The organism is Slackia isoflavoniconvertens (assembly GCF_003725955.1).
Lineage (GTDB): Bacteria > Actinomycetota > Coriobacteriia > Coriobacteriales > Eggerthellaceae > Slackia > Slackia isoflavoniconvertens.
In genome coordinates this window covers 34,621-57,144 of sequence record NZ_QIBZ01000012.1, presented here as the reverse complement: position 1 = coordinate 57,144, position 22,524 = coordinate 34,621, and the positions used below count along the sequence as shown (strand labels likewise).

At 57.6% G+C, this 22,524-nt stretch carries 15 protein-coding genes; 10 read left to right on the top strand and 5 right to left on the bottom strand.

What is annotated here, in order from left to right; translation table 11 throughout:
- Positions 1–129 precede the first annotated feature (129 nt).
- Positions 130–1,266, top strand: a complete 1,137-nt coding sequence (locus tag DMP05_RS07230; protein WP_123219811.1) for a 5-methyltetrahydropteroyltriglutamate--homocysteine S-methyltransferase — start codon at positions 130–132, stop codon at positions 1,264–1,266.
- A gap of 165 nt (positions 1,267–1,431) precedes the next feature.
- Here DMP05_RS07230 and DMP05_RS10250 read toward each other — a convergent pair whose 3' ends face one another.
- Positions 1,432–3,450 carry a DEAD/DEAH box helicase gene (locus tag DMP05_RS10250; RefSeq protein WP_375781751.1) on the bottom strand — a complete coding sequence of 673 codons (2,019 nt, stop codon included), beginning with the start codon at positions 3,448–3,450 and terminating at the stop codon, positions 1,432–1,434.
- A 1,017-nt stretch (positions 3,451–4,467) separates the two neighbouring features.
- On the opposite strand from DMP05_RS10250, the gene DMP05_RS07215 reads away from it, so the two are divergent.
- The 3 genes from DMP05_RS07215 (at position 4,468) to DMP05_RS07205 (ending at position 7,660) form a co-directional block, all read left to right on the top strand.
- A complete protein-coding gene (locus DMP05_RS07215) occupies positions 4,468–5,040 on the top strand; it encodes a hypothetical protein (protein ID WP_123219808.1) in 573 nt (190 codons plus the stop codon).
- Positions 5,041–5,124: 84 nt separating this feature from the next.
- Positions 5,125–6,921 (top strand): ABC transporter ATP-binding protein, encoded by a 1,797-nt coding sequence (locus DMP05_RS07210; RefSeq protein ID WP_123219807.1) that lies wholly within the window; start codon positions 5,125–5,127, stop codon positions 6,919–6,921.
- On the top strand, positions 6,914–7,660 hold the full coding sequence (locus DMP05_RS07205) for an energy-coupling factor transporter transmembrane component T family protein (protein ID WP_123219806.1): 747 nt from the start codon (positions 6,914–6,916) through the stop codon (positions 7,658–7,660). Before DMP05_RS07210 ends, DMP05_RS07205 begins: the two co-directional genes overlap by 8 nt.
- A 122-nt stretch (positions 7,661–7,782) precedes the next feature.
- On the opposite strand, the gene DMP05_RS07200 is transcribed toward DMP05_RS07205, so the two are convergent.
- Positions 7,783–8,559: a dimethylarginine dimethylaminohydrolase family protein gene (locus DMP05_RS07200; RefSeq protein ID WP_114615352.1), complete on the bottom strand. Its 777-nt coding sequence runs from the start codon at positions 8,557–8,559 to the stop codon at positions 7,783–7,785.
- 430 nt (positions 8,560–8,989) lie between these two features.
- Here DMP05_RS07200 and DMP05_RS07195 point away from each other — a divergent pair, with 430 nt between their 5' ends.
- Together DMP05_RS07195 and DMP05_RS07190 are read left to right on the top strand one after the other, a co-directional pair.
- On the top strand, positions 8,990–10,231 hold the full coding sequence (locus DMP05_RS07195; protein WP_123219805.1) for a CaiB/BaiF CoA transferase family protein: 1,242 nt from the start codon (positions 8,990–8,992) through the stop codon (positions 10,229–10,231).
- 276 nt (positions 10,232–10,507) lie between these two features.
- Positions 10,508–11,869: an MFS transporter gene (locus DMP05_RS07190; RefSeq protein WP_123219804.1), complete on the top strand. Its 1,362-nt coding sequence runs from the start codon at positions 10,508–10,510 to the stop codon at positions 11,867–11,869.
- Between the two features lie 65 nt (positions 11,870–11,934).
- Here the strand turns inward: DMP05_RS07190 and DMP05_RS07185 are convergent, their stop codons facing one another.
- On the bottom strand, positions 11,935–12,669 hold the full coding sequence (locus tag DMP05_RS07185; RefSeq protein WP_148039711.1) for a gamma-glutamyl-gamma-aminobutyrate hydrolase family protein: 735 nt from the start codon (positions 12,667–12,669) through the stop codon (positions 11,935–11,937).
- Between the two features lie 193 nt (positions 12,670–12,862).
- On the opposite strand from DMP05_RS07185, the gene DMP05_RS07180 reads away from it, so the two are divergent.
- From DMP05_RS07180 to DMP05_RS07170, 3 genes are all read left to right on the top strand, one after another.
- Positions 12,863–14,107: a CoA transferase gene (locus DMP05_RS07180; protein ID WP_123219802.1), complete on the top strand. Its 1,245-nt coding sequence runs from the start codon at positions 12,863–12,865 to the stop codon at positions 14,105–14,107.
- A 103-nt stretch (positions 14,108–14,210) separates the two neighbouring features.
- A complete protein-coding gene (locus tag DMP05_RS07175; protein ID WP_123219801.1) occupies positions 14,211–15,455 on the top strand; it encodes a CoA transferase in 1,245 nt (414 codons plus the stop codon).
- 199 nt (positions 15,456–15,654) lie between these two features.
- Positions 15,655–16,920 (top strand): MFS transporter, encoded by a 1,266-nt coding sequence (locus DMP05_RS07170; protein WP_123219824.1) that lies wholly within the window; start codon positions 15,655–15,657, stop codon positions 16,918–16,920.
- Positions 16,921–17,091: 171 nt separating this feature from the next.
- On the opposite strand, the gene DMP05_RS07165 is transcribed toward DMP05_RS07170, so the two are convergent.
- Complete coding sequence (locus DMP05_RS07165; protein WP_161957497.1) at positions 17,092–20,070, bottom strand: ATP-binding protein; 2,979 nt, start codon at positions 20,068–20,070, stop codon at positions 17,092–17,094.
- Positions 20,071–20,331: 261 nt separating this feature from the next.
- Between DMP05_RS07165 and DMP05_RS07160 the strand changes: the two genes are divergently transcribed.
- Entirely contained in the window at positions 20,332–21,609 is a 1,278-nt protein-coding gene (locus DMP05_RS07160) for an MFS transporter (RefSeq protein ID WP_123219799.1), read from the top strand.
- Between the two features lie 144 nt (positions 21,610–21,753).
- On the opposite strand, the gene tsaA is transcribed toward DMP05_RS07160, so the two are convergent.
- Complete coding sequence (gene tsaA, locus DMP05_RS07155) at positions 21,754–22,485, bottom strand: tRNA (N6-threonylcarbamoyladenosine(37)-N6)-methyltransferase TrmO (protein ID WP_123219798.1); 732 nt, start codon at positions 22,483–22,485, stop codon at positions 21,754–21,756.
- Between the last annotated feature and the right edge of the window lie 39 nt (positions 22,486–22,524).

Below are 22,524 nucleotides of genomic sequence, written 5' to 3'. Positions count from 1 at the left end.
CTGCATCGCTCTTTGTCCAGCCATAGGAAAAGACTATCACAAAAGCAAAGTTATTCGTATTTCACAATCGCAAAGCAAACCCGCATACTGTTCGGCAGACATTAAACCAATTCGAACAGAGGGTTAAACATGACTGCGAATTCTGTAACTAATGCGCCGTTTCGCTGCGATATCGTTGGCAGCTTTCTTCGTCCCGACGTGCTGAAGCAAGCGCGCGCCGATTTCAACGCGGGCATCATCGACGCCGCCCAGCTCAAGACTGTGGAAGACGTGGCCATTCGCGACCTTGTCGCCAAGCAGAAGGCTGCGGGTCTGAAGGTTGTGACCGATGGCGAATTTCGTCGCAGCTATTGGCACCTCGACTTCATGTGGGGCCTTCAGGGCATTGAGCGCCGCACGAGCCGCGAGGGTTATATGTTCCACGATGAGGAAACCACGGCAGATACCGCGGTGGTCACGGGTTCGATTTCTGGCGAGAACCACCCGTTCGTTGAGCATTTCAAGTTCGTGAAGGCGCTCGCTGGTGACGACCACGTTGCGCGCCAGACCATTCCTGCGCCTATCCAGACGTTTTCGGAAGTGACGCTCGATCGTTGCGACGGCCAGCAGGAAAGCCTGCGCAGCGTGTACGCGACCGAGGAGGAGCTTGCCGATGCGATTGCTGCCGCATATCGCCAGGTGATTGCCGATTTGTATGCCGCGGGTTGCCGCAATATTCAGTTCGACGACTGCACGTGGGGCATCTACTGCGACACCGATTTCGTGGCGAAAACGGGCATGCAGGCCGTCGATATCCAAAAGGTGAGTGAGCTCGGCGTAGCGCTGAACAACGCCGCTATCGAAGGCGCGCCCGAAGACCTTGTGATTAACACCCACGTATGCCGCGGCAATTACCACTCCACCTATGCGTTCGAGGGCGGCTACGACCCGGTGGCGCCGTATTTGTTCGCCCATGAAAACGTCAACGCGTTCTATCTGGAATTCGACACTCCGCGCGCGGGCGGTTTCGAGCCTTTGGCTCACGTCGCCGAGGGTAAGAAGGTCGTGCTCGGCCTTATCACGTCCAAGCAGCCCGGCTTGGAGGACAAGGAAGTGGTGAAGGCGCGCATCAAGGAAGCGTCGAAGTACGTGCCGCTCGAGAACCTCTATCTTTCGCCGCAATGCGGCTTCGCGAGCTGCGAGATTGGCAATAAGCTCACTGAGGAAGAACAGTGGGCGAAAATCGCTCTCATCCAAGAAATCGCCGCCGAGGTGTGGGGCGAGTAACGTTGCGGGCAATGTTGCGGAAATGCGCGATTGCAAACGACTTTATGGCGTGGTCATCGTAGAGTCGCTGTGGGTTGTGTTCTGGTCTGAGGATAAAGAAAGGGCTGGTCGTTTGACCAGCCCTTTCGTGTGCTTACGGAAAATAGGAATCAAACCCGTTTCCGCTTAGCGACGTCCGCCGCGACCGGGACGATTGCCGCCCTTGCCACCACGGTTGTTGCCATTGGAACGGCCGCCGCCGAAGTTGCCGCCACGGTTGTTGCCGCCGCGACCGCCGAAGTTGCCGCCGTTGTTGCGGCTCGCGCCGCCCTTGCCGGAGCGCTGGAAGCCATCAGAATGGCCGCCGTTGCCGGGGCGTCCGCCGCCGTTGCTCGGACGGTCACCGAAGCCCTTGCCGCCGAAACCGTTGCTGCGGTTGTTGCCGCTGCGGCCGCCGATGCCGTAGTTCTTCTTGCCGGGCTTGCTGCCGCGGCCGTCGGAGTACTGCTTGTCGGCGTACTTCTTGCCGCGGGCGCCGCGGCTGCCGCGCTCGTCGTCGAAGAAACTGCCCTGGTAGCCTTCGTTGCGCGGGGTATCCCAGCTGCCACGCTTGCCGCCGTTGCGGTCGTTGCTGCCACGGCGATCGTCGCGGTCGTTGTACTTGCGCACGCGGCCGCCGCCACGGCGCTCGTCGCGGAAGCCGTCGAGGTCGCGGTTGTCATGGTTGGCCATGCGGCTGCGCTTACCGGGCTTGCCCTTCGCGCCGCCCTTCTTCGAGAAGGAATCGTACGAATAGCCGCCCTCGCCGTTGTCGCGCTTTTTGGACTTCTTCTTGCCGCCTTCCATATTCGGCGTGTCGAACATGGCTGCGTAAGCTGCGTCGGCTGCGGCTTGGCGCTCGCTCAGGCTGCGCTTCTTCTCGCCGCCGTTGTTGTGGTGCGGATTGGCGGGAATGTACTCCTCGCCGTTCGCTTCGGCTTCGAGCTTACGCTTGTGCTCGGCGGAACGCTCCAGGTCGCGCTTGCGGGCGCCCTTCTTGCCGCCTTTGCCCTTGCCGCGATCGAACTTGCCTTCGCCGCGGCTTTTGCCGCCCTTCTTGCCGCGGCCCTTCTTCTCTTCGAAGAAGTAGCTCTCGTCGTCGGCGAGCAGGCGTTCATCGGCGCCTTCAACCGGCTCGAACGCATCGGCCGAAACCTCGAAGTTCATCTCGGGAATTTCCTGACCCGTGAACTTCTGAATGTTACGCAACAGGTTGCGCGTGTCAGGCGTCACGAGCGACACGGCGAAGCCATCGGCGCCCGCGCGGCCCGTGCGGCCAATGCGGTGCACGTAATCTTCGGGCATCATGGGCAGATCGTAGTTCACGACGTAGTCGACCTCGGGCACGTCGATGCCGCGGGCGAGCACGTCGGTGGCGACGAGCACGTTGGTCTTGCCCTCGCGGAAATTGGTCAGCGCGCGGCTACGCTGGGCCTGGCTGCGGTCGGCGTGAATGGCCTCGGCGGGAATGCCGATGCGGCGAAGGCGCTTGCAGCAGTTGTCGGCGCCGCCCTTGGTGCGGGTGAACACGATAACGCGGTAGCCGCCTTTTTCCTTGATGAAGGAGTTGAGCAGCTCGGGCTTCTGGCGACGCGTTGTTTTAATCACGTACTGATTGACTTTGTCGGCCGTTTCGCCGCGGTGGGCGATTTCGACGATCGCGGGGTCGTTCAGGATGCTGAACATGGTTTTGTCCTGGCTGCGGTCGATGGTCGCCGAGAACAGCAGCGTCTGGCGGTTTTTGGGCGTGGCCTCGACAATGCGCTGGACTTGGGGCCAAAAGCCCATGTCGAGCATGCGATCGGCCTCGTCGAGAACGAGCACTTGAACCTGCGAGAGGTCGGCGGCGCCGCGCTCCATAAGGTCGATCATGCGGCCGGGGGTCACGATGGCCACGTCGAGACCGCGCTCGAGCTTCTTGATCTGCGGGCCGTAGGCCACGCCGCCCACGAATGTGCCCACGAAGTGGTGCGTGTGCTTGCCGATGGGCATGCACGTGTCAGCGATCTGGCTGGCCAGCTCGCGGGTGGGGGTCACGATGAGCATGAAGGGGCCGCGGTCGTTGCCTTCGCGATGGCCCAGTTGGTCCATGGAAGGAAGCGAGAACGCGGCGGTTTTGCCCGTGCCGGTTTTTGCGGCGGCGATAAGGTCGCGGCCCTGGAGCACCAGCGGAATGGCCTGCTCCTGGATGGGGGTTGAATCGGTGTAGCCGAGGGTGTCAACGGCTTCGAGGGTCTGCTCGGAAAGGCCGAGCTCAGCGAACGTAGTAATGACGTGCTCCTTTGGTCAGGTGCTTTAACGCGATGCGAATTGAATGCGAGGTCGCACGTGGCACGAGGCGAGCAGGCATGCGGGCGAAATGGATGCGTGCGCAGCCGTTTCTGCGGGCATGATGGACGTGGCGCCTGCAGCCGCAGAGCGGCATACGGGTGCTACGGCCGAAAGGTCGCAAAGTGCCAAGCGGCATAAAGCCGCAGCGAAAGTCAGGCGAGCGAGACGCTTGCCTTGTATGCCATTTCTTTTGGACTGTTGCGCGAAACGCGAGAACAACCCGCCATGTGAGGCCAATCGTCGTGTGCGGAGCCCCGGGCGAGTTACATGGGAAGCGGGGAGTCAATCCGCATTCACCGAGCCGCCAAGGCTCTTGGGCGCAATCGATATGCGATCGAATAAAGCGCGGTTAAAAACAACGTTGGCTATTATGCCTGGCAATGCGCGAACGAAGCGCAGGCGGAAAACAATTCACGAAATTTTTATTGCTAGCGTGCTTTAGTGTGCTATAGTGCGTGGCAGCGAAAACGCAGCGCTCACGCGCTGCAGACGATTTTCCGAAAGGAGCCACCAGCATGAACAGCATTCAGAACAACCTCATGAACTGGTGGTGGCGTGATGCGAATACGGTCGGTCGACTGTGAGTTCCTCACGCCTTTTATAGTTTGGCGAATAGGGGCCCTCGGTTAGACCGAGGGCCTTTTTGTATGCGCCGAACTTCCTTGGGCGCCCCAACGTAAAAGGCATCGACCGCATTCGCATCACGCGCCTCTACTTCTTCGAACAATGCTCATTCAGCCTGTTACTCAACCTGCCCCCGACCTGTTAAATGCTCGTAGCATTTAACAGGTGGCATTAGCGAATAGTGCTAACGGGCGACTTTGACAGGCTTTCCTCGAAAGGACGCATCTCATGTCTGAAAATGCTACTACCGCCCAGCCCCGTACCGTCGCAACCGTCGATCGCGGAAAGCTCGACATTAAAGCGCTCGTGCTGCTCGCCATTTTGCTCGCGGCGGGCTTTATTCTGAATATGTTTGTGGGTAAGGCGATTTCTGGCGCCACGGGCGGCATGATTTCGCCCGAGTTCATTATCTCGGCGTTCTGCCTGACTATTTTGGTGGTTCGTCCAAATATCGGCCAAGCCCTGGCCATTGGCCTTATTTCTGCGGCTGTTATTCAAATTACCACCACGTCGCCGTTTATCGATTTCGCAGCGGAAGGCGTTGCCGCGGTGGTTATGGCGCTCATCGTAAAGGCGGGCATGAAGACGCCGGCGAAAAAGATTATTCCTTTGGTCGGCACGTTTGTGACCACGGTGCTTTCGGGCTGCATTTTCATGGTTATCAAGATGGCCATGATCGGCGTGGTGGGGGAACTTGCTGCTGCAATGCTTCCCGTTGTTATCGCCACGGCGGTGTTCAACGCCATTCTGTGCCAGGCGCTTTATGTGCCCATTAAGAAGGCTCTGAAGGTCGAAGATTAGGCCTCACTTAACCTTTCTAAAGGTTATCAAGTATCTAAAAGTAATTAAGTACTATCTCGCATATAGGTTTCCGAAAGGTCAGCCATGAATTCGATCATCGAAGTTAAAGACGTAACGTTCACGTATTCAGGCGCGCAACGTCACGCGCTCGAACGGGTATCACTCGCCGTTGCCGAGGGCGAATTCGTGGGGGTCATTGGGCCGTCGGGTGCCGGCAAGTCGACTCTGGCGGGCGTTATGTCGGGCGCGGTGCCACACCACTTCACGGGCGAGCTGTACGGGGCGTGCCTGGTCGATGGCAAAGATACATGCGAGGTTACCCTAACCGATGTATCACGCCTGGTAGGAAGCGTGTTGCAAGATACCGATGCTCAGTTCGTGGCATCGAATGTGCGTGACGAGTTGCTGTTCGGGCTGGAGAATTTCGGCGTGACGCGCGATGAAATCCCCGCTCGTATGCAGCAGGCGCTCGAAACGGTGGGCATCGAAGATTTGTGCGATCGCGAAATCGCAACGCTTTCGGGTGGTCAAAAGCAAAAGGTTGCCATTGCGGCTATTCTGGCGTTGCGCCCGCGCGTTCTGGTGCTCGATGAACCCACCGCAGCGCTCGACCCGGCGTCTTCAACGCTTGTGTTCGAAACGCTGCGCGAAGTGAACCGATCGGCCGGCATCACCGTGGTGGTTATTGAGCAGAAGGTTGCGTTGCTTTCGGAATACTGCAGTCGGGTTGTGGTGTTTGAACAGGGAAAACTGATATTCGACGATACGCCGCGCAAGGTGTTCTCGCATGGCGAGCGACTGCGTGAGATTGGCGTTGATAGCCCGCGCGTCGCCCGCGTGTCGAACTCGCTTGCGGCGGCGGGGCTGTGCGAGCCGGGTGGGCCGGCGCTTTCCGTCGATGAGGTGGCGGCGCTTGTTGCCCGCATCGTGGGCGAGGGCGTGCGCGGCGCCGTCGTTGAAGGGGCTTGTGCGGTGCCTGTCGTGCCGAGTTCGCCGTGCGACTCATCGATTGACGGTGATTCCGTTGTTGCCGCCGCCTCCTCTGCGCGCACTGGCGAGCCGGTGGCTCGTTTTGAAGGCGTGGGCTATTCCTATCCAGGCGGCGGCGCTTCGGTGCGAGCGCTCGATTTTGAAGTATTCCCTGGCGAAATCGTCGGTATTGTGGGGCAGAATGGCGCGGGCAAAACCACGTTCACCAAGTTGCTCAATGGTTTGCTCAAGCCCGCTGAGGGCAACGTGGTTGTTGCTGGCTTGAATACGCGCGAGGTTCCCACGAGCCGCATTGCCCGTCACGTGTCCACGCTGTTCCAAAATCCTGATCGTCAAATTTGCAAAGATACCGTGCTCGACGAAGTTGCGTTCGGGCTGCTGTTGCAGGGTGTTTCGCTGGACGAGGCATCTGCGCGCGCCAAAGCGACGTGCGAGCGGTTCGGCCTTCCGCTCGATGAAGCGCCGTTTTCGCTGTCGCGCGGCCAGCGCCAGATGGTTGCGCTTGCGTCGGTCGTGGTGGGCGAGCCGCAGATCATCGTGCTCGACGAGCCCACGAGCGGGCTTGACTACCGCGAGTGCATGACGGTCATGGAAACCGTGCGCGACATGGCGGCGGCGGGAAGCGCGGTGGTCATGGTGTGCCACGACATGGAAGTGGTGAGCGATTTCGCCGACCGCCTGGTGGTCATGGCGAACGGGGAAATTCTTGGGCGCGGAACGTGCGCCGATGTGTTCGCGAACGACGGCCTCATGCAGAGCGCCTTCGTCGAGCCTCCTCAGGCCATCGCACTTGCGAAAAGGCTCGCGGCCGAGGTATCGCCGGCGTTCGCGGGGCTTTCCGAAGTGTCGGACATTGTTGCCGTTTCGAAGGAGCTGGCTTGCCGTGCTTAACGTCATCGACTATATGCCGGGCGACACGCTGCTGCATAAGCTGAACCCCGTGGTGAAGGTGGCGCTTGCCGCCTCCATTATCGCGGCGATGTTTCTGACCAATTCTTACGCCATGCTTGTAGGGCTGCTCGCGTTCACGTTGCTTATGGGGGCTTACGCGGGTGTTGCGGGCCGTTTGGTCGTGCTCATGAAACTGCTCGTGCCGCTTGCGCTCATCTTATTTGTGCTGCAAGTTCTTTTCATGCGTGCGGGCACGCCTGTGTTTGGGTTTGCCACCGATGAGGGTCTTATTACGGGCAGCAAGGCGTGCCTTCGCCTGCTCGGCGTGGCGACGCCGCTGTTGCTCATGCTCATGGTTACTCCGCTTGGCGATCTTGCGAACGCCTGCGTCGAGAAGCTGCATATTCCGTATCGCTATGCGTTCACGTTTACCACGGCACTGCGTTTTGTGCCTATTTTCTCGCAGGAAATGACTGCCATCATGGAGGCCCAAACCGCGCGCGGCGTCGAATACGATACGAAGAACCCTTTCAAGAGAATGCGTCTCATGCTGCCTTTGTGCGTGCCGCTATTGCTTTCTTCGGTGGGCAAAACCGACGCCACGGCGCTTGCTGCCGAGCAGCGGGGGTTTTACTTGCGCACGCGTGAGAGCGCCTACGATCGCCACCCGTTCGTGGCGCGAGACTATGCGGCCTTCGCTCTGTGCGTTGCGCTCATTATGCTGGGTGTTGCGTTTTAGTCGGCGCCACTGGTGCCTGTGCGAATGCGCGAAATGGCTTGCCTCATTAAAAAAGGGAGTCGATTGCTCGACTCCCTTTGTGCATGTGCGCGAATGGCACGTTTACAAGTGAGATGCGCGAATTAGAAGCGCAGGCTCAGGCAGCTCAGGCCGCCGTCGATTTTGCGGTACTCAGACGTATCAACGGTGAGCGTTTTGTAGCCCAGATCCTGCACGGCCTTGAGCACGGTGGGGTAGCCCTCGGGCACGATGACGGTGCCGTTGACCCAAATGCAGTTGGCGGCATAAGCCTCGTCCTCGGGAATTTCAACCTTGTTGTACTTCTCGAAGTCGGGCTTGGTCTTGAACTCGCCAGAAACGAGCATGTTGTTGTCTTCCAGGTAGTTCACGCCGGTCTTCAGGTGCAGCACGTACTCCAGCGGCACCTCGCTGCCCGAAAGGCCCCAGCCCTCGAGAATTTCGATGAACTGGCGAATGCCCTCTTCGTTGGTGCGGGCGGAGCGGCCCACATAGAAGTGGTCGCCGACCATCATGACGTCGCCACCCTCGAGCGTGCCAGGAGCGGTGATGTGGGCGATGTGATCGTCGTCGAAGAACTGGCGAATGGTGGGCTCCATTTCCTTGGCCTCGCCATTGCGGGTGCCAGCGCCTGGGTTGTCGATGATGGCGCCGCAGCGGGTGATAACGGCGGTGTCCTCGACGAAGCAGCTGTCGGGATACTCTTCCATTGCGGGAAGCACGGTAACGTCCACGCCACACTGCTTCAAGGCTTCGATGTAGGCGTCATGCTGCTTAATCGCCTTCTCGTAAATCGGCTTGCCCAGCTCGGGTGCGCTGGTGATGCCGTCGCACAGCGATTTGCCGGGGCGGCGGACAATAACGTGGGAAAACTTAGCCATGGAAAGTTCCTCTCTCTGCGAACGTGGCTACAGTCGCGCGTTGCGCGGCTTTCCAAACGACCCCCATTGTACCCCCTTTAAGCGAATACGTCTCGGAGGGAGGGGCCGAGGTTCTTCGTGTCTAATCGAGTTTATCTCCCCCATGACCTTCGTAAACCCAACGCACGTTTGTGCATCGGTTTTCTTGCAAATGCTCGTAAGGCAGCGCTGGGCCATACGAAGCGATATTCCCGGGTTATCATCTACTTGTTTAAGCGGCCGTTCGTCGCGGGTCACGGCACGCAATACGTCGGTCCCACGCGGCGTGGGCGCATCGGGCGATAAACGCCACCTGTAGCGGCTCGGCGGAAACGGCGTTTTCGGCGGCGCGGCTAGCTTCTGGCATGGTTTTTGCTTTTCCTTCCGTATCCACATGCAAGGAGGAGGAAACATGGCAGAAGAAACGTTCGAACCATTTGGCCCGCTGCAGGGCGTGAAGGTTCTTAATCTTTCGCAGGCAATTGCTGGGCCGTTTGCTTGCGCTATGTTGGGCGATTTGGGCGCCGATGTTATTGGCATTGAGAATCCCAAAGGCCGCGACACAAGCCGTCCGAACCCAGCGCTCCCCGGTTGGGGCACGCGCATGGATCGTCGCAACTCCCGATCGCTATGCATGGACGTGCGCCATGGCCGTGGCCGTGAGCTGTTCTACAAGCTGCTTGAAAACGCCGACATTCTGGTTGACGGTTTCCGTGGCGGCCAGATGGACAAGTGGGGCATGAGCGACGAGGCGTTGTGGGAGGTCAATCCGGCGCTCGTCATTGTTCATATTTCGGGTTTTGGTCAAACGGGCGACCCCGGCTACGTAAGCCGCGCGAGCTTTGATGCCATCGGTCAGGCGTTTTCGGGCTATATGGAAATGAACGGCTTCCCCGATCGAGCTCCCGTGCCCGCGTTCCCGCAGCCTTCCGACTACTTTGTTGGCCTGTTTGCCATCGTCGGAGCGTTGGCCGCCCTTAACCGCGCCAAGGAAACCGGTCAGGGCGATTCAATCGATGCTGCACAGTATGAGGCTATGGTGCGCTGCTCGGGCTTCTATGTGGTGAATTACCTCAATGCCGGCGTGCTGCCCAAGCGCGAGGGGTCCCACTCGACGAGCTCTGCGGGATACGGCACCTATACCTGCAAAGATGGCGTGAATCTGTACATCCTCATTCTGGGTGCCGGCGTTGTGCGCAACGCATGCAAGGTGCTCGGCATCGACATTGCCGAAGATCCGTTCTATGACGGCATGGGCCTGTGCGGCATGGGTACGCCCGCTGGCGATATTTTGGAGGGCAAGCTCGCCGAATTCTTCGGTACGCATACGGGTGCCGAGGCTGAGGAAATCCTGCTCGAAGCAGGCGTTCCCTGCAGCCGCATTTATACGTTCGCCGATTGCGATGCCGACCCTCACTACAAAGCGCGTGAAACGTTTACCACGTGGAAAAACGCCCACGATGACGAAACGATGCGCGGTGTGAACGTGGTTCCGAAGTTGAAGAAGAACCCGGGCAAGATTCAGCGCGGCATGCCGCTTGTCGGCCAGCACAACGAAGAGATCCTGCATGGTCTCGGCGTGAGCGACGAGGAAATTGCCCAGCTTTATGACGAGGGCCTTATTCGTCAAGAAACGACACTTACCGGCAAGTAATTGCCTTTCCGCATATTCGGCGGCGGCTCATCTTCCCATTCCTCTCTCATGCCGCCGCATCTCCTTTTTGCGAGCCCGCACTCCATTTCCCCTGGATGCGGGCTTTCTTTTTTCGCGTCGGCCGAAAGTCGAGCGTTCAATTGCTGCTGTTTTTGGCTCAGGGAAACGCGCCGATTGGCCTGTTGCGTTATGTCGCGCACGGCCCTCGTCTTCTTCTGGCCGCTGTGGCATGGTTTTTGCTTCAGCGGAATGGTTGTTTTCGTTTAGAGGTGTTTTATGGTGACTGAATCCCCATCGGGAAATGCTCGGAACGCGCGTCCTCATTTTGGTTTCTTCGTTGTTTTCGCTCTTGTCATATGCATGTTTTGCCCTGTTTCGTTTGGGCATAGCTGTGCCGGAATCTTCTATCCCTATGCCGCCGCCGATTTAGGCGTGGGAACGGGCGTGCTGAGCTACTTCACACCCCTTGCGTGCCTATCTGGTCTCGTATTTCTCCCCTTTGCGGGCCGTTTGCTGAACGGTTGCGATGCGCGTGCATGCATCGGAGGGTCGTGTTTTGTGGCGGCGCTCGCGTTTTTTCTGGTATCGTTTTCGACGCAATTGTGGCAATACCTCGCGTGCGGCGTGCTTATGGGATTTGGCACGTGCACGCTTATTTATCTGGCGCCCGCGACGCTTATCACGCGTTGGTTCGATAAGAATGCGGGCTTCTATATTGGTTTGGTTGCGGCTTTTACGGGTGTTGGCGGCATGGTGTGGGCAGCCGTTGGTGGCGCCCTCATTCAAGCGCTCGGGTGGCAGGCGACCTATCGCGTGTTTGCCGCCATTACGCTCGCATGCGTGCCGATTATGATTGCATGCATCGCAAGCCGTCCTTCCGACAAAGGACTTTTGCCCTATGGGACAAATGCGCAGAGTGCTTCGACCGATGAAAGGGGCCAAGCTTCTGCGCCGATTGATGCCGCTGCCCTTGTCGCTCAACTTGCGCCAGGCGAGCATCCTCGCGCCCGCAAGGGCATCGCGGCGAAGGAAGCGTTCAAAATGCCCCAGTTCTATCTCATTATGGGCTTTTGCTTCTGCTTGAATTTCGGCATGTACCTCAACGGCATGGTTCCCTCGTATGTGCATACGCTGGCGGTTGGATCTGCTGTTCCCATGCTTGGTGCGTGGGCCACGTCGCTTTCCATGGCGGCTCAAACGGGCACAAAGCTCGGGCTTGGATACGTGGGCGAAAAGCATCCATTCTCGGGCACGGTTGCGTGCATCGCCATGGGCATCGTGGGTGCTGTGCTTATTTTGGTAGGCGGCGCCGGCAATGCGGCCGTCGTTATCGCGGTGGGCGCATTCGCGTATGGCGTCTATTACGGCGTCACCAATGTCATGACGCCGTCGTTTGCCCGTAAAACATTCGGCGGCCTTGAATATCCTATTGTGTATGCGCGCATTTCCATGGCAGCGAATGTTGCGGGCGTATGCTCGGGATTTTTATGGGGCGCCGTAATCGATATCGCCGGCTTCGAGGTTGCCTTTGTGGGCGCTGCGCTGCTCATCGCCTGCGCGATTGCCTGCACGCTGGGACTTGCTTATTTTCAGAGTCGCGACATCAAGCGTTTCCTCGAGGGCGATAAGGCGAAATAAGAATGCGGCTTTCTGCTTAAAGAGGATTCGTGATGCCATGGGGTCGCTTCGGCGGCTCCATCGTTTTAAGCGCGCGCTGCGTTTAGAAACGCGCGGAAGAGTGGCGTGGCGTTGCCCAAATATTCCGGATGCCATTGCACGCCTACGTAAAAGGCCGAGGTGTGACTTTCGACCGCTTCGATAACAGGGCCGCACGTCCCGGTTATTTCAAGCAAAGGGGCAATATTGCGAATTGCCTGATGGTGCATGGAATTGACGAAGAGCGGCAGGGGGTCGTCCGCTTGTTCGGCGTGCTCTTCGCGGTATATGGCGTGGAGCGTCGATCTGGGCGAAATATTCACCTCGTGTTGCCCTCGTTCGAAGGGTTTTGGCTGCCGATGAAGGTGAGCCTGCTCGTCGGCGATGCCCTCGATAAGAGCGAGGTCTTGATAAAGAGTTCCGCCAAGTGCGACGTTCATGATTTGCAAACCCCGGCAAATGCCAAGCGTCGGCATGTTTAACACGAAGGCTCGTCGAGCAAGCTGAAGCTCGAAATAGTCCCTTTGCTCGTTGACGCCAAGAATTGACGGATGTCTGAGCGTTTCTCCGTATGCACGAGGAGAAATGTCGCCGCCTCCTGAAAGAAGAACCCCGTCAAGCGAGGCGAGCACGTCTTCGACATAAGAAGGGGAATCTGAGAGGGGCGCCAGCATGACGGGCGTGCCGCCAGCTGCTGCGACGGCGAGCGCGTATTCATGATTAACTTCGCACATGTTCGTCGCGGGATTGATTTCTGCGGTTATTCCAATAAGCGGCTTCATGGTCGCTCGGTCCTTCCATGTCTTAATGCATGCGCGCTTGTTGTTGCGGCGCTGCAAAGTGGTTGCCACATTCTAGGGCAAATAGTGGGTCCCTTCGCTAAAAGCAAGAAGTATGCCAGTTGGAACGTTTGGCCATGGCACGCGTTTTGCTACGCATCTCGTTTGGACGGCAAAACGCGCAAGGAGGCATCGCATGGCGAAAACGAACGACATACCCCGATTCGGGCTCTTGAGCGGTTATCGCGTTGTGATGGTGGGCCTGTCGGTTGCGGCTCCTTTTGCCTCTGAGCTTTACGCCGAACATGGCGCCGATGTCATATGGGTCGAAAACCCCATCAATCCCGACATGGGGCGCTTTTCTCAGCATGGCGCTTCGACGCAGCAAGACCGCCGCAATATGAGAAGCCTCGCTATGAATTATCTGAAGGGCGAGGGGCGCAGTGCGTTCTTGAAGCTTATCGAAACCGCCGACGTGCTCATAGAGGCATCGGTGGGAGGGCGCTTTGCAAGCAAGGGGCTCGGCGATGAGAAATTGTGGGAAGTGAACCCGCGCCTGGTCATCGCCCATATTTCCGGCTTCGGGCAAACGGGCATCGAAAGCTATGTGAAGCGCGCGAGCTACGATCCGATTGCCCAGGCGTTTGGCTGCGCGATGCGCATGAACGGCATTGAAGGCCAGCCGTCGATTCCCGCCATGCCGTTCCCGGGTGATTATTCCGCGGCATTCTACGCGTTTGGCATGACGCTCGCTGCTTTGTTGAAGCGCCAGGAAACCGGCCGCGGCGAATCTATCGACGTGGCGCAATTCGAAACCATGATGCGCATCCAGTCGCAATACCCCATTAAAGGCTGGACGTACGGCGAGGAATATGTGAAGGAAGGTACGCATAGCCTTATTTGCGCGCTGTACGGGACGTATGTATGCAACGACTGCGAAGAAGTGTATGTGCTGTTCTTGGGGCCGGGCGTTTTGAAAGCTGGCCTGCCGTTGCTTGGCCTGGAGTACGCCAGCGAGCTCTTCCCCGAAGGGGAGGGCATTATTCCTTACGGAAGCCATGCGGGCGATGTTGCCGAAGAGGCGTTCGCGAATTTCCTTGCGCAGCACACTGCAGAGGAAGTCGAGACGATTCTGAACGAGGCGGGTGTGCCGTGTTCACGTCTGATGAACTACGAGCAGGCCGCGGCCGATCCCCATTACCAAGCGCGAGGTGTTATCGAGACATGGCCTGCCGTCGATGGCGTGCATGAGATATCGGGCGTGAAGGTTGTTCCCGACCTTGCGAACTACCCCGGGCGCGTATGGCGCGGAGCCCCATGCACGGGCCAAGATAACGATGACATCCTTACCGAGCTCGGCTTTTCTTCGGATGCGATTGCCGAGATGTACGAATGCGATCTTCTCGGCAAAAAATCGTACAAGGAATCTTTCGCAAATTAGCAAAACTGGCACAAAAGTTGCTTATAAGTCGTCATGAAAGTTCTCGACTTTACCAAAAGCGGTGAAGCGTGAGAACTGGGACACAACACAAGGAGGTTGTTGCATGAAGTCAACTGATCTGCCGAAATTCGGCAACCTTCATGGCTTGAAGGTCATCAACGCGGCGTCTGTTATTGCGGGCCCGTTTGTGTGTGGCCTTTTCGCCGAGCAGGGCGCTGACGTTATTGAGCTGGAAAGCGTGAAGGCTCCCGATATGTATCGCATGTATGGCGACGCATGGTCGGCGGAGCGCCGCAACCAGCGCATGATGACGCTGAACATTCCGAGCGACGAAGGCAAGGAAGTGCTGTTCAGACTCATCAAAGACGCCGATGTGCTCGTCGAGTCGTCCAAGGGCGGCACGTGGAAGAAGTGGGGCCTCACCGACGAGGTTCTGTGGGAGCACAACCCTGCACTTGTCATTCTGCATATTTCGGGCTTTGGCCAGACGGGCGATCCCGATTACGTAAAGAAGGCAAGCTTCGATCCCATCGGCCAGGCTTTCTCGGGCTACGCGAGCCTCAATGGCTTCCCGGGCACGCCTCCCTCGGTTACCAAACCTTTCACGGGCGACTACATGACTGGCCTCATGGGCGCATGGGCGACGCTCGCCGCTGTTATCCATGCCAAAGAAACGGGCGAAGGCGAGTCCATCGACTGCACGCAGTTCGAATCGCTTGTTCGCGTTCAGGGCGCGACGCTTTCCGACGGCATTAACCATGGCATTCAGCCGACTCCCATCGGCAACGAAGACTTCGTGGGCGCATGCGCCGGTTCGCAGAAGTGCAAAGACGGCTATGTGCAGGTCGCGGTCGGCGGCGTTGGTCCCGTCTCGAAGCTCGTGGAATTCTTTGGCTTCAAAGACGACCCCGACTTCCAGCCCTTCGGAACCTATCCGTCGATTACCCGCGCTCCGGGTTGCAAAGACATCAACGATCCTCTGCCGGCACGTGCGGCTAAGTTCCGCGCGGCGCTCGACGAGTACTGCCTGTCTCATACCGTCGATGAGGTGAACCAGCAGTTCAGCTCCATGGGCGTGCCGGTGAGCCCTCACATGACGTATGAGCGCATGCTGAAAGACCCGCAGTATCAGGCGCGCGAAGTGTTTGTCGATTGCTTCGACGAAGTGACCGAAACCACCGTCAAGCAGGTGAACATGTTCCCGAAGTTCACCAAGCATCCGGGCCAAATCGTGCGTGGCGGCGCGAAATACGACGCCGATACCGCTGATGTGATGGCCGAACTCGGTTACACCCCCGAGGAAGTCGAGGCGCTCTATGAGAAGGGCGTTTTGAAGAAGGGCAAATAGGCCCATCGAAAGTCCTGTCGGGTTTTTGACAGGCGTTGAAGTTTGATCCCCCGGGCCGCGTGCTTGGACATGCGGCCCCGTGAGATGGTCGGCGAAAACGGGTTCCGATTTTTCGTTGCAGCGAGAAATGGGCACGGTTTTTGCTGATGTTTGGATGCATTCCGATGCATCAGAGAAAGCTCGAAACAAGGAGAGAAAAATGGGAACTGAGAATGTGAAGGGCAGCAATTACGCGTGGGCAGTCGCCATTGCGTGTATTGCGTTCTACGCTGTTCCGCTGGGCTTTGCTGCCAACCATGCGGGCCTGTTCATTACCCCGGTTATGAATGAGTTTGGCTGGTCTCGTACCGACGCCACCCTGTTCATGTCCATCCAGCCTTGGGTTGCCGCCCTGTGCACCCCGCTCGCTGGCAAGCTTATTTCCAAGTACAACCCCCGCTGGATCATGACCGCCTCCGTGCTGGTCTTCGGCTTGGCCAACCTCGCTTGCGCTTGGTTCACCGCGCCGTGGCAGTGGAACATTTACGGTGTGCTGTATGGTGCTTCCGCAGCATTCTGGATGTACATCGCTACCCCGACCATGGTCAACCGCTGGTTCGCTAAGTCCAACGGCACCGTGATTGGCGTTATCGGCGTTATGGTGTCGCTGTTCGGCGCCATCATGTCGCCCATCATCAATGGCTGGATTGCGAGCATGGGTTGGCAGACCGCTCGTATCATCTGCTCTGTGATTGTTATCGTCGTTGGCGGTGGCCTGACCGCGGCCCTGCTGCGTGAGTCCCCCGAGAAAATGGGCGTTCTGCCTTGGGGCTACGGCACCGTCGAGGAGAAGAAGTCCGAGGCTGCTTCCCAGATCGCCGTTGGTGCCGATGAGGGCGCAACCGTTGCTCAGGCTCGCAAGAACCCTGCTCTGTGGCTGCTCATCGTCATGGCTGGCTTCTTCGTCATTTCCGCTTCCTTCGTTCAGCAGCTCGCCTCTTACGCTTCCACGGGCGAACTCGGCGCTGCCGTCGGCGCAATGGCTGTTTCCGTCGCCATGGTCGCTTCCATCATCGGCAAGTTCGGCCTGGGCTGGCTGTGCGACCACATTGGTGCCCGCGCGACTGGCGTTATCGCTGGCGTTCTGGGTGGCGCTGGTGCCGCTATCGCCTTCTTCTCTGGCGCGAATGTCATGGGCTTCTACGTTGGCGTTGCCCTGTTTGGCGTTGGCTACTCCGCGCTGAACATCGTTCCCCCGATGACCTGCCGTCAGGCCTTCGGCAACAAGGACTACGCGAATATCTTCTCGATGGTCGCTACCGGCCTGAACGTGTTCTCCGGCTTCTCCGCACTGATCTACGCTCAGATCTTCGACATCACGGGCTCCTTCGCTGGTGCCTTCTGGATGATCATCGTCTTCTACGTGCTCGTCATCGTCCTGTCGCTGGTTATTGTCCCCATGGGCCGCAAGTCCTGGGCGAAATAAACACCCCACGTATGCCCGTCGCTTAGGCGGGCAGGCATAAGGAATGCGTGGTTCGGGGCTGCAAACTCGAACCAACAAAGAAAGCCCTCGTTATCGAGGGCTTTCTTGCGTTTGGGGGCGAAAACGATACCTCATGTTTTCAGCCGGCGTTTGAGCGGTAAACGCGTTGTCCTATTCGCCCTTCGCGTTTACCGCTGCGGCGCAATGTGCAATGCGCTCATAGAGGTTTGCATCTCCGATGCTGCCAGCGAGTTCTCGAAGCTCTGCCAAATACGTTGCGGCTTCCTGCTTCGTTGGGCTTGTGACTACAAGGCCGATAAGCGACCTGATGAGCGAATAGTTCGCCCCGATTCGTTTCGCGATACGATAGGCCTCGTGATTTGCGAGGTATGCTTGAGCAGGATTGCTTTTGTGCTGCAGCATTCCCTTGGTTGCCAGCATTGCGGCATGCATGGGCTCGTTGTGGCCTGTTTCGAGCAGCGCAATCGCCTTTTCAGTCATGCGGTCGCCCTCTTCTTTATTGCCCATGATGTAGGCGAGCATCGATTTGATGCCCTCCGATGAGGACGAAAAGCTTCGAATGGGCGTTTCTTCGAACGACTCTTCTGCGAGCTTGACCAAATCGAAGATTCGCGGATTGGGGCCTTCTTTCATGAGCGAGATGAGCGTAACGAGGGCCGAGAAGAACAACGATAGGCCTGAGCTGGTATTCGTTGTTGGGATCTGGCAGAGGCTTAAACCGACGATACGGTTGAGGCATTCGATGGAGGAATCGAAATCGCCGACAATCATATACCACGATGAAAGAAATCCTAGGATATAGCTTATGAGGAGCGGTGACGCGCCATTGCAGGTTGCGAGCTGCTCGGCCTTGAGGAGCGATGCGCGAATCTCGGGGTCGAGGGCTTTTTTGTAGCACGGAATAACGCCGGCGCGCACTTCTTCATTCTCGGGAACGCCGTTGAGCTTCCTTGCGGCCTCAAATGTAAGTGCATAGTCGTCTCGTCCCATGGCTTGGGCAATGGAAATCGCGCTTTGCAGATACAAATCGGCTTCATACGTTTTGCCCAAATGGATCATATTGATATACAGAATAAGGGAAGCGTCGAGTTTCTCGGGTCCTTCGAGGTGTTTTACGGCGAGCTTGTAATACTTGATCGCCGCCTCGATTTCGTCAATTTGCAGCAGATAATCGCCAGCCTTCGCCGCATAGGGGCCACATTTTTGTGGTTGGGTGCTTAAACTGTAGTGGCGACAAATGGCGATATCCTGCATGTTCGACGAGGCGTGACCGTAGAGTGCATCCATTGTTTGGGCCAAACGAAAATGCGCTGACTCGAGCCTGCGCGAATCTCGGGCAAGGCGGGAAACGAGAAATTCCTGCATGCGCTTATTGAGGAGCACGATTCGGCCCGAGCCGTCGCGGGCGGCGATGCCCGTTGACGAGAGTTCGTCAAATAGCGCTTCGCCCGTGCCGTTTTCGCAAAGAGCGCCGAATAGCTCGGCATCACAGGGCGCGTTGTGCACTGCGAGCAGGGTGGCGATGAGGGCGGCGTCGGTCGTAAGCGATTTGAACGTGTACTCGAACAGATTCTGAAGCGATGCCTTTCCCGAAAACTCCGTATAGCCGGAATCGAGTCCCTGAATGATTGTCTTCATCAAGAAGGGGTTTCCGTCGGCCAAGGTGATGAGTTTGCGGGCGGTTTGCTCATCGATATCGGGGAAGAAGAACAGTAAGATGTCCATCATGCGTTCGTCGCTAATTTTGGTGAGCTCGATTCTGATCAAAATGCCCTTGCGCTGGAGTTCGTTGAACAGGGCCATGGTGCGCGGTGCTGGAATGATCGGGTTGAACGTTGCAATGAATCGCGCAGAGAGAAATGTTTGATCGTTTATGGCGCGTGAGAGAACCTTGAGGGAGGCTGCGTCGGCGTAGTGGATGTCATCGCACATGAAAAGAAGATGGCAATCTGCGCCTAAAACGCGAAAAAAGTTCTCGATGGTTTCTTGAATTTGGGAGGTTGAGAGGCCAAACGTGGACGCGGGGCGTTCAACGTTGATGTCAATTGAAGGAATGAGACAGCGCAGCCGCCCCCATTGCTCGTCGCCCATGATGCGTTGTGCGCGCAGGGCGATTTTGGGCCAGTCGGAAGCGGTGGTAAGCCCTTTAATCGAATCGATGAGGCCGCCAAAAGGTATCTCACGCGTTTGCTGGGTGAATTTTACGACGATGCGCCGTTCGTCCGTTTGGCGCGGGAGCTCTTTGAGAAAGCGGGTTTTGCCGATTCCCGTTTCGCCGGTAACGAGCACGAACGACCCGTTTGGCGCGGCAAGGGCGCGGTCGACGCGTTCTTGCCGGTCGATGAAGGGCATATCCTTTTCTTTGAGTGCGCGTTGCCCCGATTTCTTGACATGCGCGGTGAATGAATCGTTAGACCCGATGATTGATTGATAGCATTCGACGGTTTGGATTGAGGGAGGCAGGCCCAGTTCGTCGTTAAGGCGCGTGGTGAGCTCTCGATACAATTCGCCAACCTGGGCGCGCATGCCGGCCTTTTCCATGATTGACATGGCGCGCCGGTAGAGGTCTTCGCGAATTTCGTTTTCCGAAATGGCTCGTTCGATAGTGGCAAGTGCGTCGGTGTATCGCTTTTGGATTTCGAGGTCAAATGAGCGCTCGAGTGCGGCGTCAATTGAACGATTCCTCCATTGCTGAGCTTCAGAGCTCACCCATTGGTCGAACGGGTCAGCGTCTTTGATAGAAAAGCCGTCCAGAAATGGCCCGCGGAACAACCCGAGGGGGTTATGGTCGCCATTTCGGTTCGGGTTATTGGCAAACGCGAAGTAATCGCGCGCATCGCTTTCGACATCTTCGGTAAGGGCGATGGTGCCTTGCGATGAGATGACGGCGTCTTCCGAAAGGGCATTTTTCAAATACGAAAGATGAATGCTGAGGTTGCGGCTTGCGACCTGCGGGCTTTTGTCGGGCCAGAAAAGCCATGCGAGCGTGGTGCGCGGAACGGGCTTGAGTTCGGTGGCCAAATAGAACAAAAGGGCTCGTACGCGTTTGCGCGAGAAGGATGTTTCGACTCCATTTTTAAGGATGCGTGGAGTTCCAAGAACTTCTACGCGAATGACGTCATCGGCCATGATTTTCCTTCGTGTGGTGGGTTGTGTCCTCGTGCTGACTATGATGGTTGAAACGAAACCTAAACAAAAAGCTAACAAAAGCATTTATAGCATATCGTCCAGCCGTTTTTCAGGGGGAAGTGGCACGTTAATTGCTTGAAAACAAGGTATACGCGTTGGTTTTCGGCATATGGCCGTGTTTAGTTTGTTAAAGGCCGATTCGTATAGTTTTTGAGCATGAAGAGGGTTGCGCGTGTTGCGCAAAGTTCGAAAGGGGACCGTATGTCAAAGGTGAAAAGCGGGTCGGTTTGGGCATGGCTCGTGCTCATTGGCTGCATAGGTTTTTATTCCATTCCGACGGGCATCATCGCCAACACGTCGGGTATTTTTGTTGCTCCCGTTATGGATCAGTTTGGTTGGAGCCAGACCGATACCACGATGTATCGAACGATTCAGCCTATCGTTTCGGCGATTTGCGCACCGTTCGCTGGCAAGTTGCTGGAGAAGTACGATCCGCGCTGGATTATGACCGCCGTGTCGGCTGTTTTTGGCTTGGCCTCGGTTGCGTCCGCTTTTGCCACTGAGTTGTGGCAGTGGAATTTGTACGGCGTTGTGTTCGGCGTGACCGCCGCGTTCTTCATGTATCTGGCGGCTCCGGTGCTTATCAACATTTGGTTCGAGAAGGGCGCGGGCATTGCCGTGAGCATCTCTGCCGCAACGCTTTCCCTGCTCGCCGTCATTGCGAGCCCAGTTGGCCAGGCCCTCATTAGCGCATATGGCTGGCAGACGGCGCGCTTGGTACTTTCTCTCGTTACCACGGTCGCTTCGGTCGTGCTGTGCGCCGCGTTTGTGCGCAAGTCGCCTTCCGTCATGAACGTTCTGCCTTTTGGCGCTTCCCAGACTGGGGAAGATGCCGAAGAGCGTAGCGCCGAGGAAGCTGCGGCTGCGGTTGCTGCTGCCGAGAACGAAGGCGCCACTATCGAAGAGGCTCGCAAGTCTCCCGCGATGTACACGCTGATTCTTGTGGCAGGCATCTTCTGCATGTGCGCGGCGTTCTTCCAGCAGATTCCGGCTTTCTGTGCGCATGGCGAGCTCGGTGCTTCCGTTGGCGCTATGGCCGTTTCAATCATCATGGTCGGCGGCATCGTAGGCAAGTTGCTGTTGGGCGCGCTGAATGACAAAATCGGCATTCAGTGGACGGGCCTTATCGCGACGATTGGTGGCGCTTTGGGCATCACGCTCGCATGGCAATCGGGCGCAAACGAGGCAGTATTCTATGCAGGCATGGCGATCTTCGGCTTCGGCTACGCAGGTCTTACTGTTATCGCGCCGATGCTCACTCGCGGCACGTTCGGCCCGCGCAATTATTCCCAGATTTATTCCTGGGTTTCCACGGGAATTTTCATCGCAACCGCTATTTCCTTCACGGTATATGGCCTGATTTACGACAACACCGGATCGTATGATGGCTGCTTCATGGTGGTTATCGCGCTGTATGTTGTCGCTGCGGTTCTCGTTCCGTTCACGCTCAAGGCGGGCAATAAACTTTGGAAGAAGTAGGCCTTTCATTTGGCGTACGGTTTCCATTCGGAATGAATCGAAAGGCCAAGGGCTTCGGTCCTTGGCCTTTTCTCTATTGTCGGCCCAATCTGTAGAAGCGTATGCAAGAGGGGCGTCCAGCTTTTTGTGCCCTCGTCATATCGCCTATGCGCTTGCGACCCCAACCACATGCAGCGCATCGCCGTCTACGGTGAAAGCGATGTCATATGCGGCAAAGGCCAAATGGTAGACGCGGCTTGGGTCGTGCTTGCTTCCGGCGCGGCGCGGGTCTTGGCGCAGCACCTCCACGAGACCCTCGAGCTTGTCGCCCTCGATATGCGCCTGCAGCGTTTCGGGGAAGTCGACGTCTAGTTCGTGCCAGGGTGCTTCGTCGATGAAGCCGCCCGTCGCATCGGGGTGGCAGTCGGCGAAGGGAATATAGGGCTTGATGTCAAAGATGGGCGTTCCATCGCGCAGGTCGGCGCCCAACACATGGATAATCGGGCCGTCGTCGGTGAGCTCGACGTGGTCGATTTTGACGCAGGTCAATCCAATGGGGTTGGGGCGGAATGGGCTTCGGGTTGCGAACACTCCCATGCGCTCTGATCCGCCCAAGCGCGGAGGCCTCACCGTGGGCGACCATTTCGTGTTCGTGCCGCTTTTGTCGTCGGTGGCGGCATCTGCTGCAATGTCTTGCGCGGTTCCGCCTGGCGTGCCGTTTTCAAATTCCCAAAGCAGCCATGCGTGCGAGAAGCCGTCGAGTCCCGCGACGGCGCTATTCAACGCGAACTCGGGCTCGAAAACGATGCGCCCTTGCAAATGTGGCGCCAGAAAGCTGTTGCGCGGAATGCCGAACTTCTGGGGAAGGTCGGTGCGAATATGCGCGATGGGTTTCATGCTGCGGGGTCTCCTGTGGTGCTTGTGACGTCGGACGTT

Bases quoted from the DNA above. Each gene is read 5' to 3' on its own strand.
- DMP05_RS07230 (WP_123219811.1), top strand. From the start codon at position 130: ATGACTGCGAATTCTGTAACTAATGCGCCGTTTCGCTGCGATATCGTT.
- DMP05_RS07215 (WP_123219808.1), top strand. From the start codon at position 4,468: ATGTCTGAAAATGCTACTACCGCCCAGCCCCGTACCGTCGCAACCGTC.
- DMP05_RS07210 (WP_123219807.1), top strand. From the start codon at position 5,125: ATGAATTCGATCATCGAAGTTAAAGACGTAACGTTCACGTATTCAGGC.
- DMP05_RS07200 (WP_114615352.1), bottom strand. From the start codon at position 8,559: ATGGCTAAGTTTTCCCACGTTATTGTCCGCCGCCCCGGCAAATCGCTG.
- DMP05_RS07195 (WP_123219805.1), top strand. From the start codon at position 8,990: ATGGCAGAAGAAACGTTCGAACCATTTGGCCCGCTGCAGGGCGTGAAG.
- DMP05_RS07190 (WP_123219804.1), top strand. From the start codon at position 10,508: ATGGTGACTGAATCCCCATCGGGAAATGCTCGGAACGCGCGTCCTCAT.
- DMP05_RS07185 (WP_148039711.1), bottom strand. From the start codon at position 12,669: ATGAAGCCGCTTATTGGAATAACCGCAGAAATCAATCCCGCGACGAAC.
- DMP05_RS07180 (WP_123219802.1), top strand. From the start codon at position 12,863: ATGGCGAAAACGAACGACATACCCCGATTCGGGCTCTTGAGCGGTTAT.
- DMP05_RS07175 (WP_123219801.1), top strand. From the start codon at position 14,211: ATGAAGTCAACTGATCTGCCGAAATTCGGCAACCTTCATGGCTTGAAG.
- DMP05_RS07170 (WP_123219824.1), top strand. From the start codon at position 15,655: ATGGGAACTGAGAATGTGAAGGGCAGCAATTACGCGTGGGCAGTCGCC.
- DMP05_RS07165 (WP_161957497.1), bottom strand. From the start codon at position 20,070: ATGGCCGATGACGTCATTCGCGTAGAAGTTCTTGGAACTCCACGCATC.
- DMP05_RS07160 (WP_123219799.1), top strand. From the start codon at position 20,332: ATGTCAAAGGTGAAAAGCGGGTCGGTTTGGGCATGGCTCGTGCTCATT.
- tsaA (WP_123219798.1), bottom strand. From the start codon at position 22,485: ATGAAACCCATCGCGCATATTCGCACCGACCTTCCCCAGAAGTTCGGC.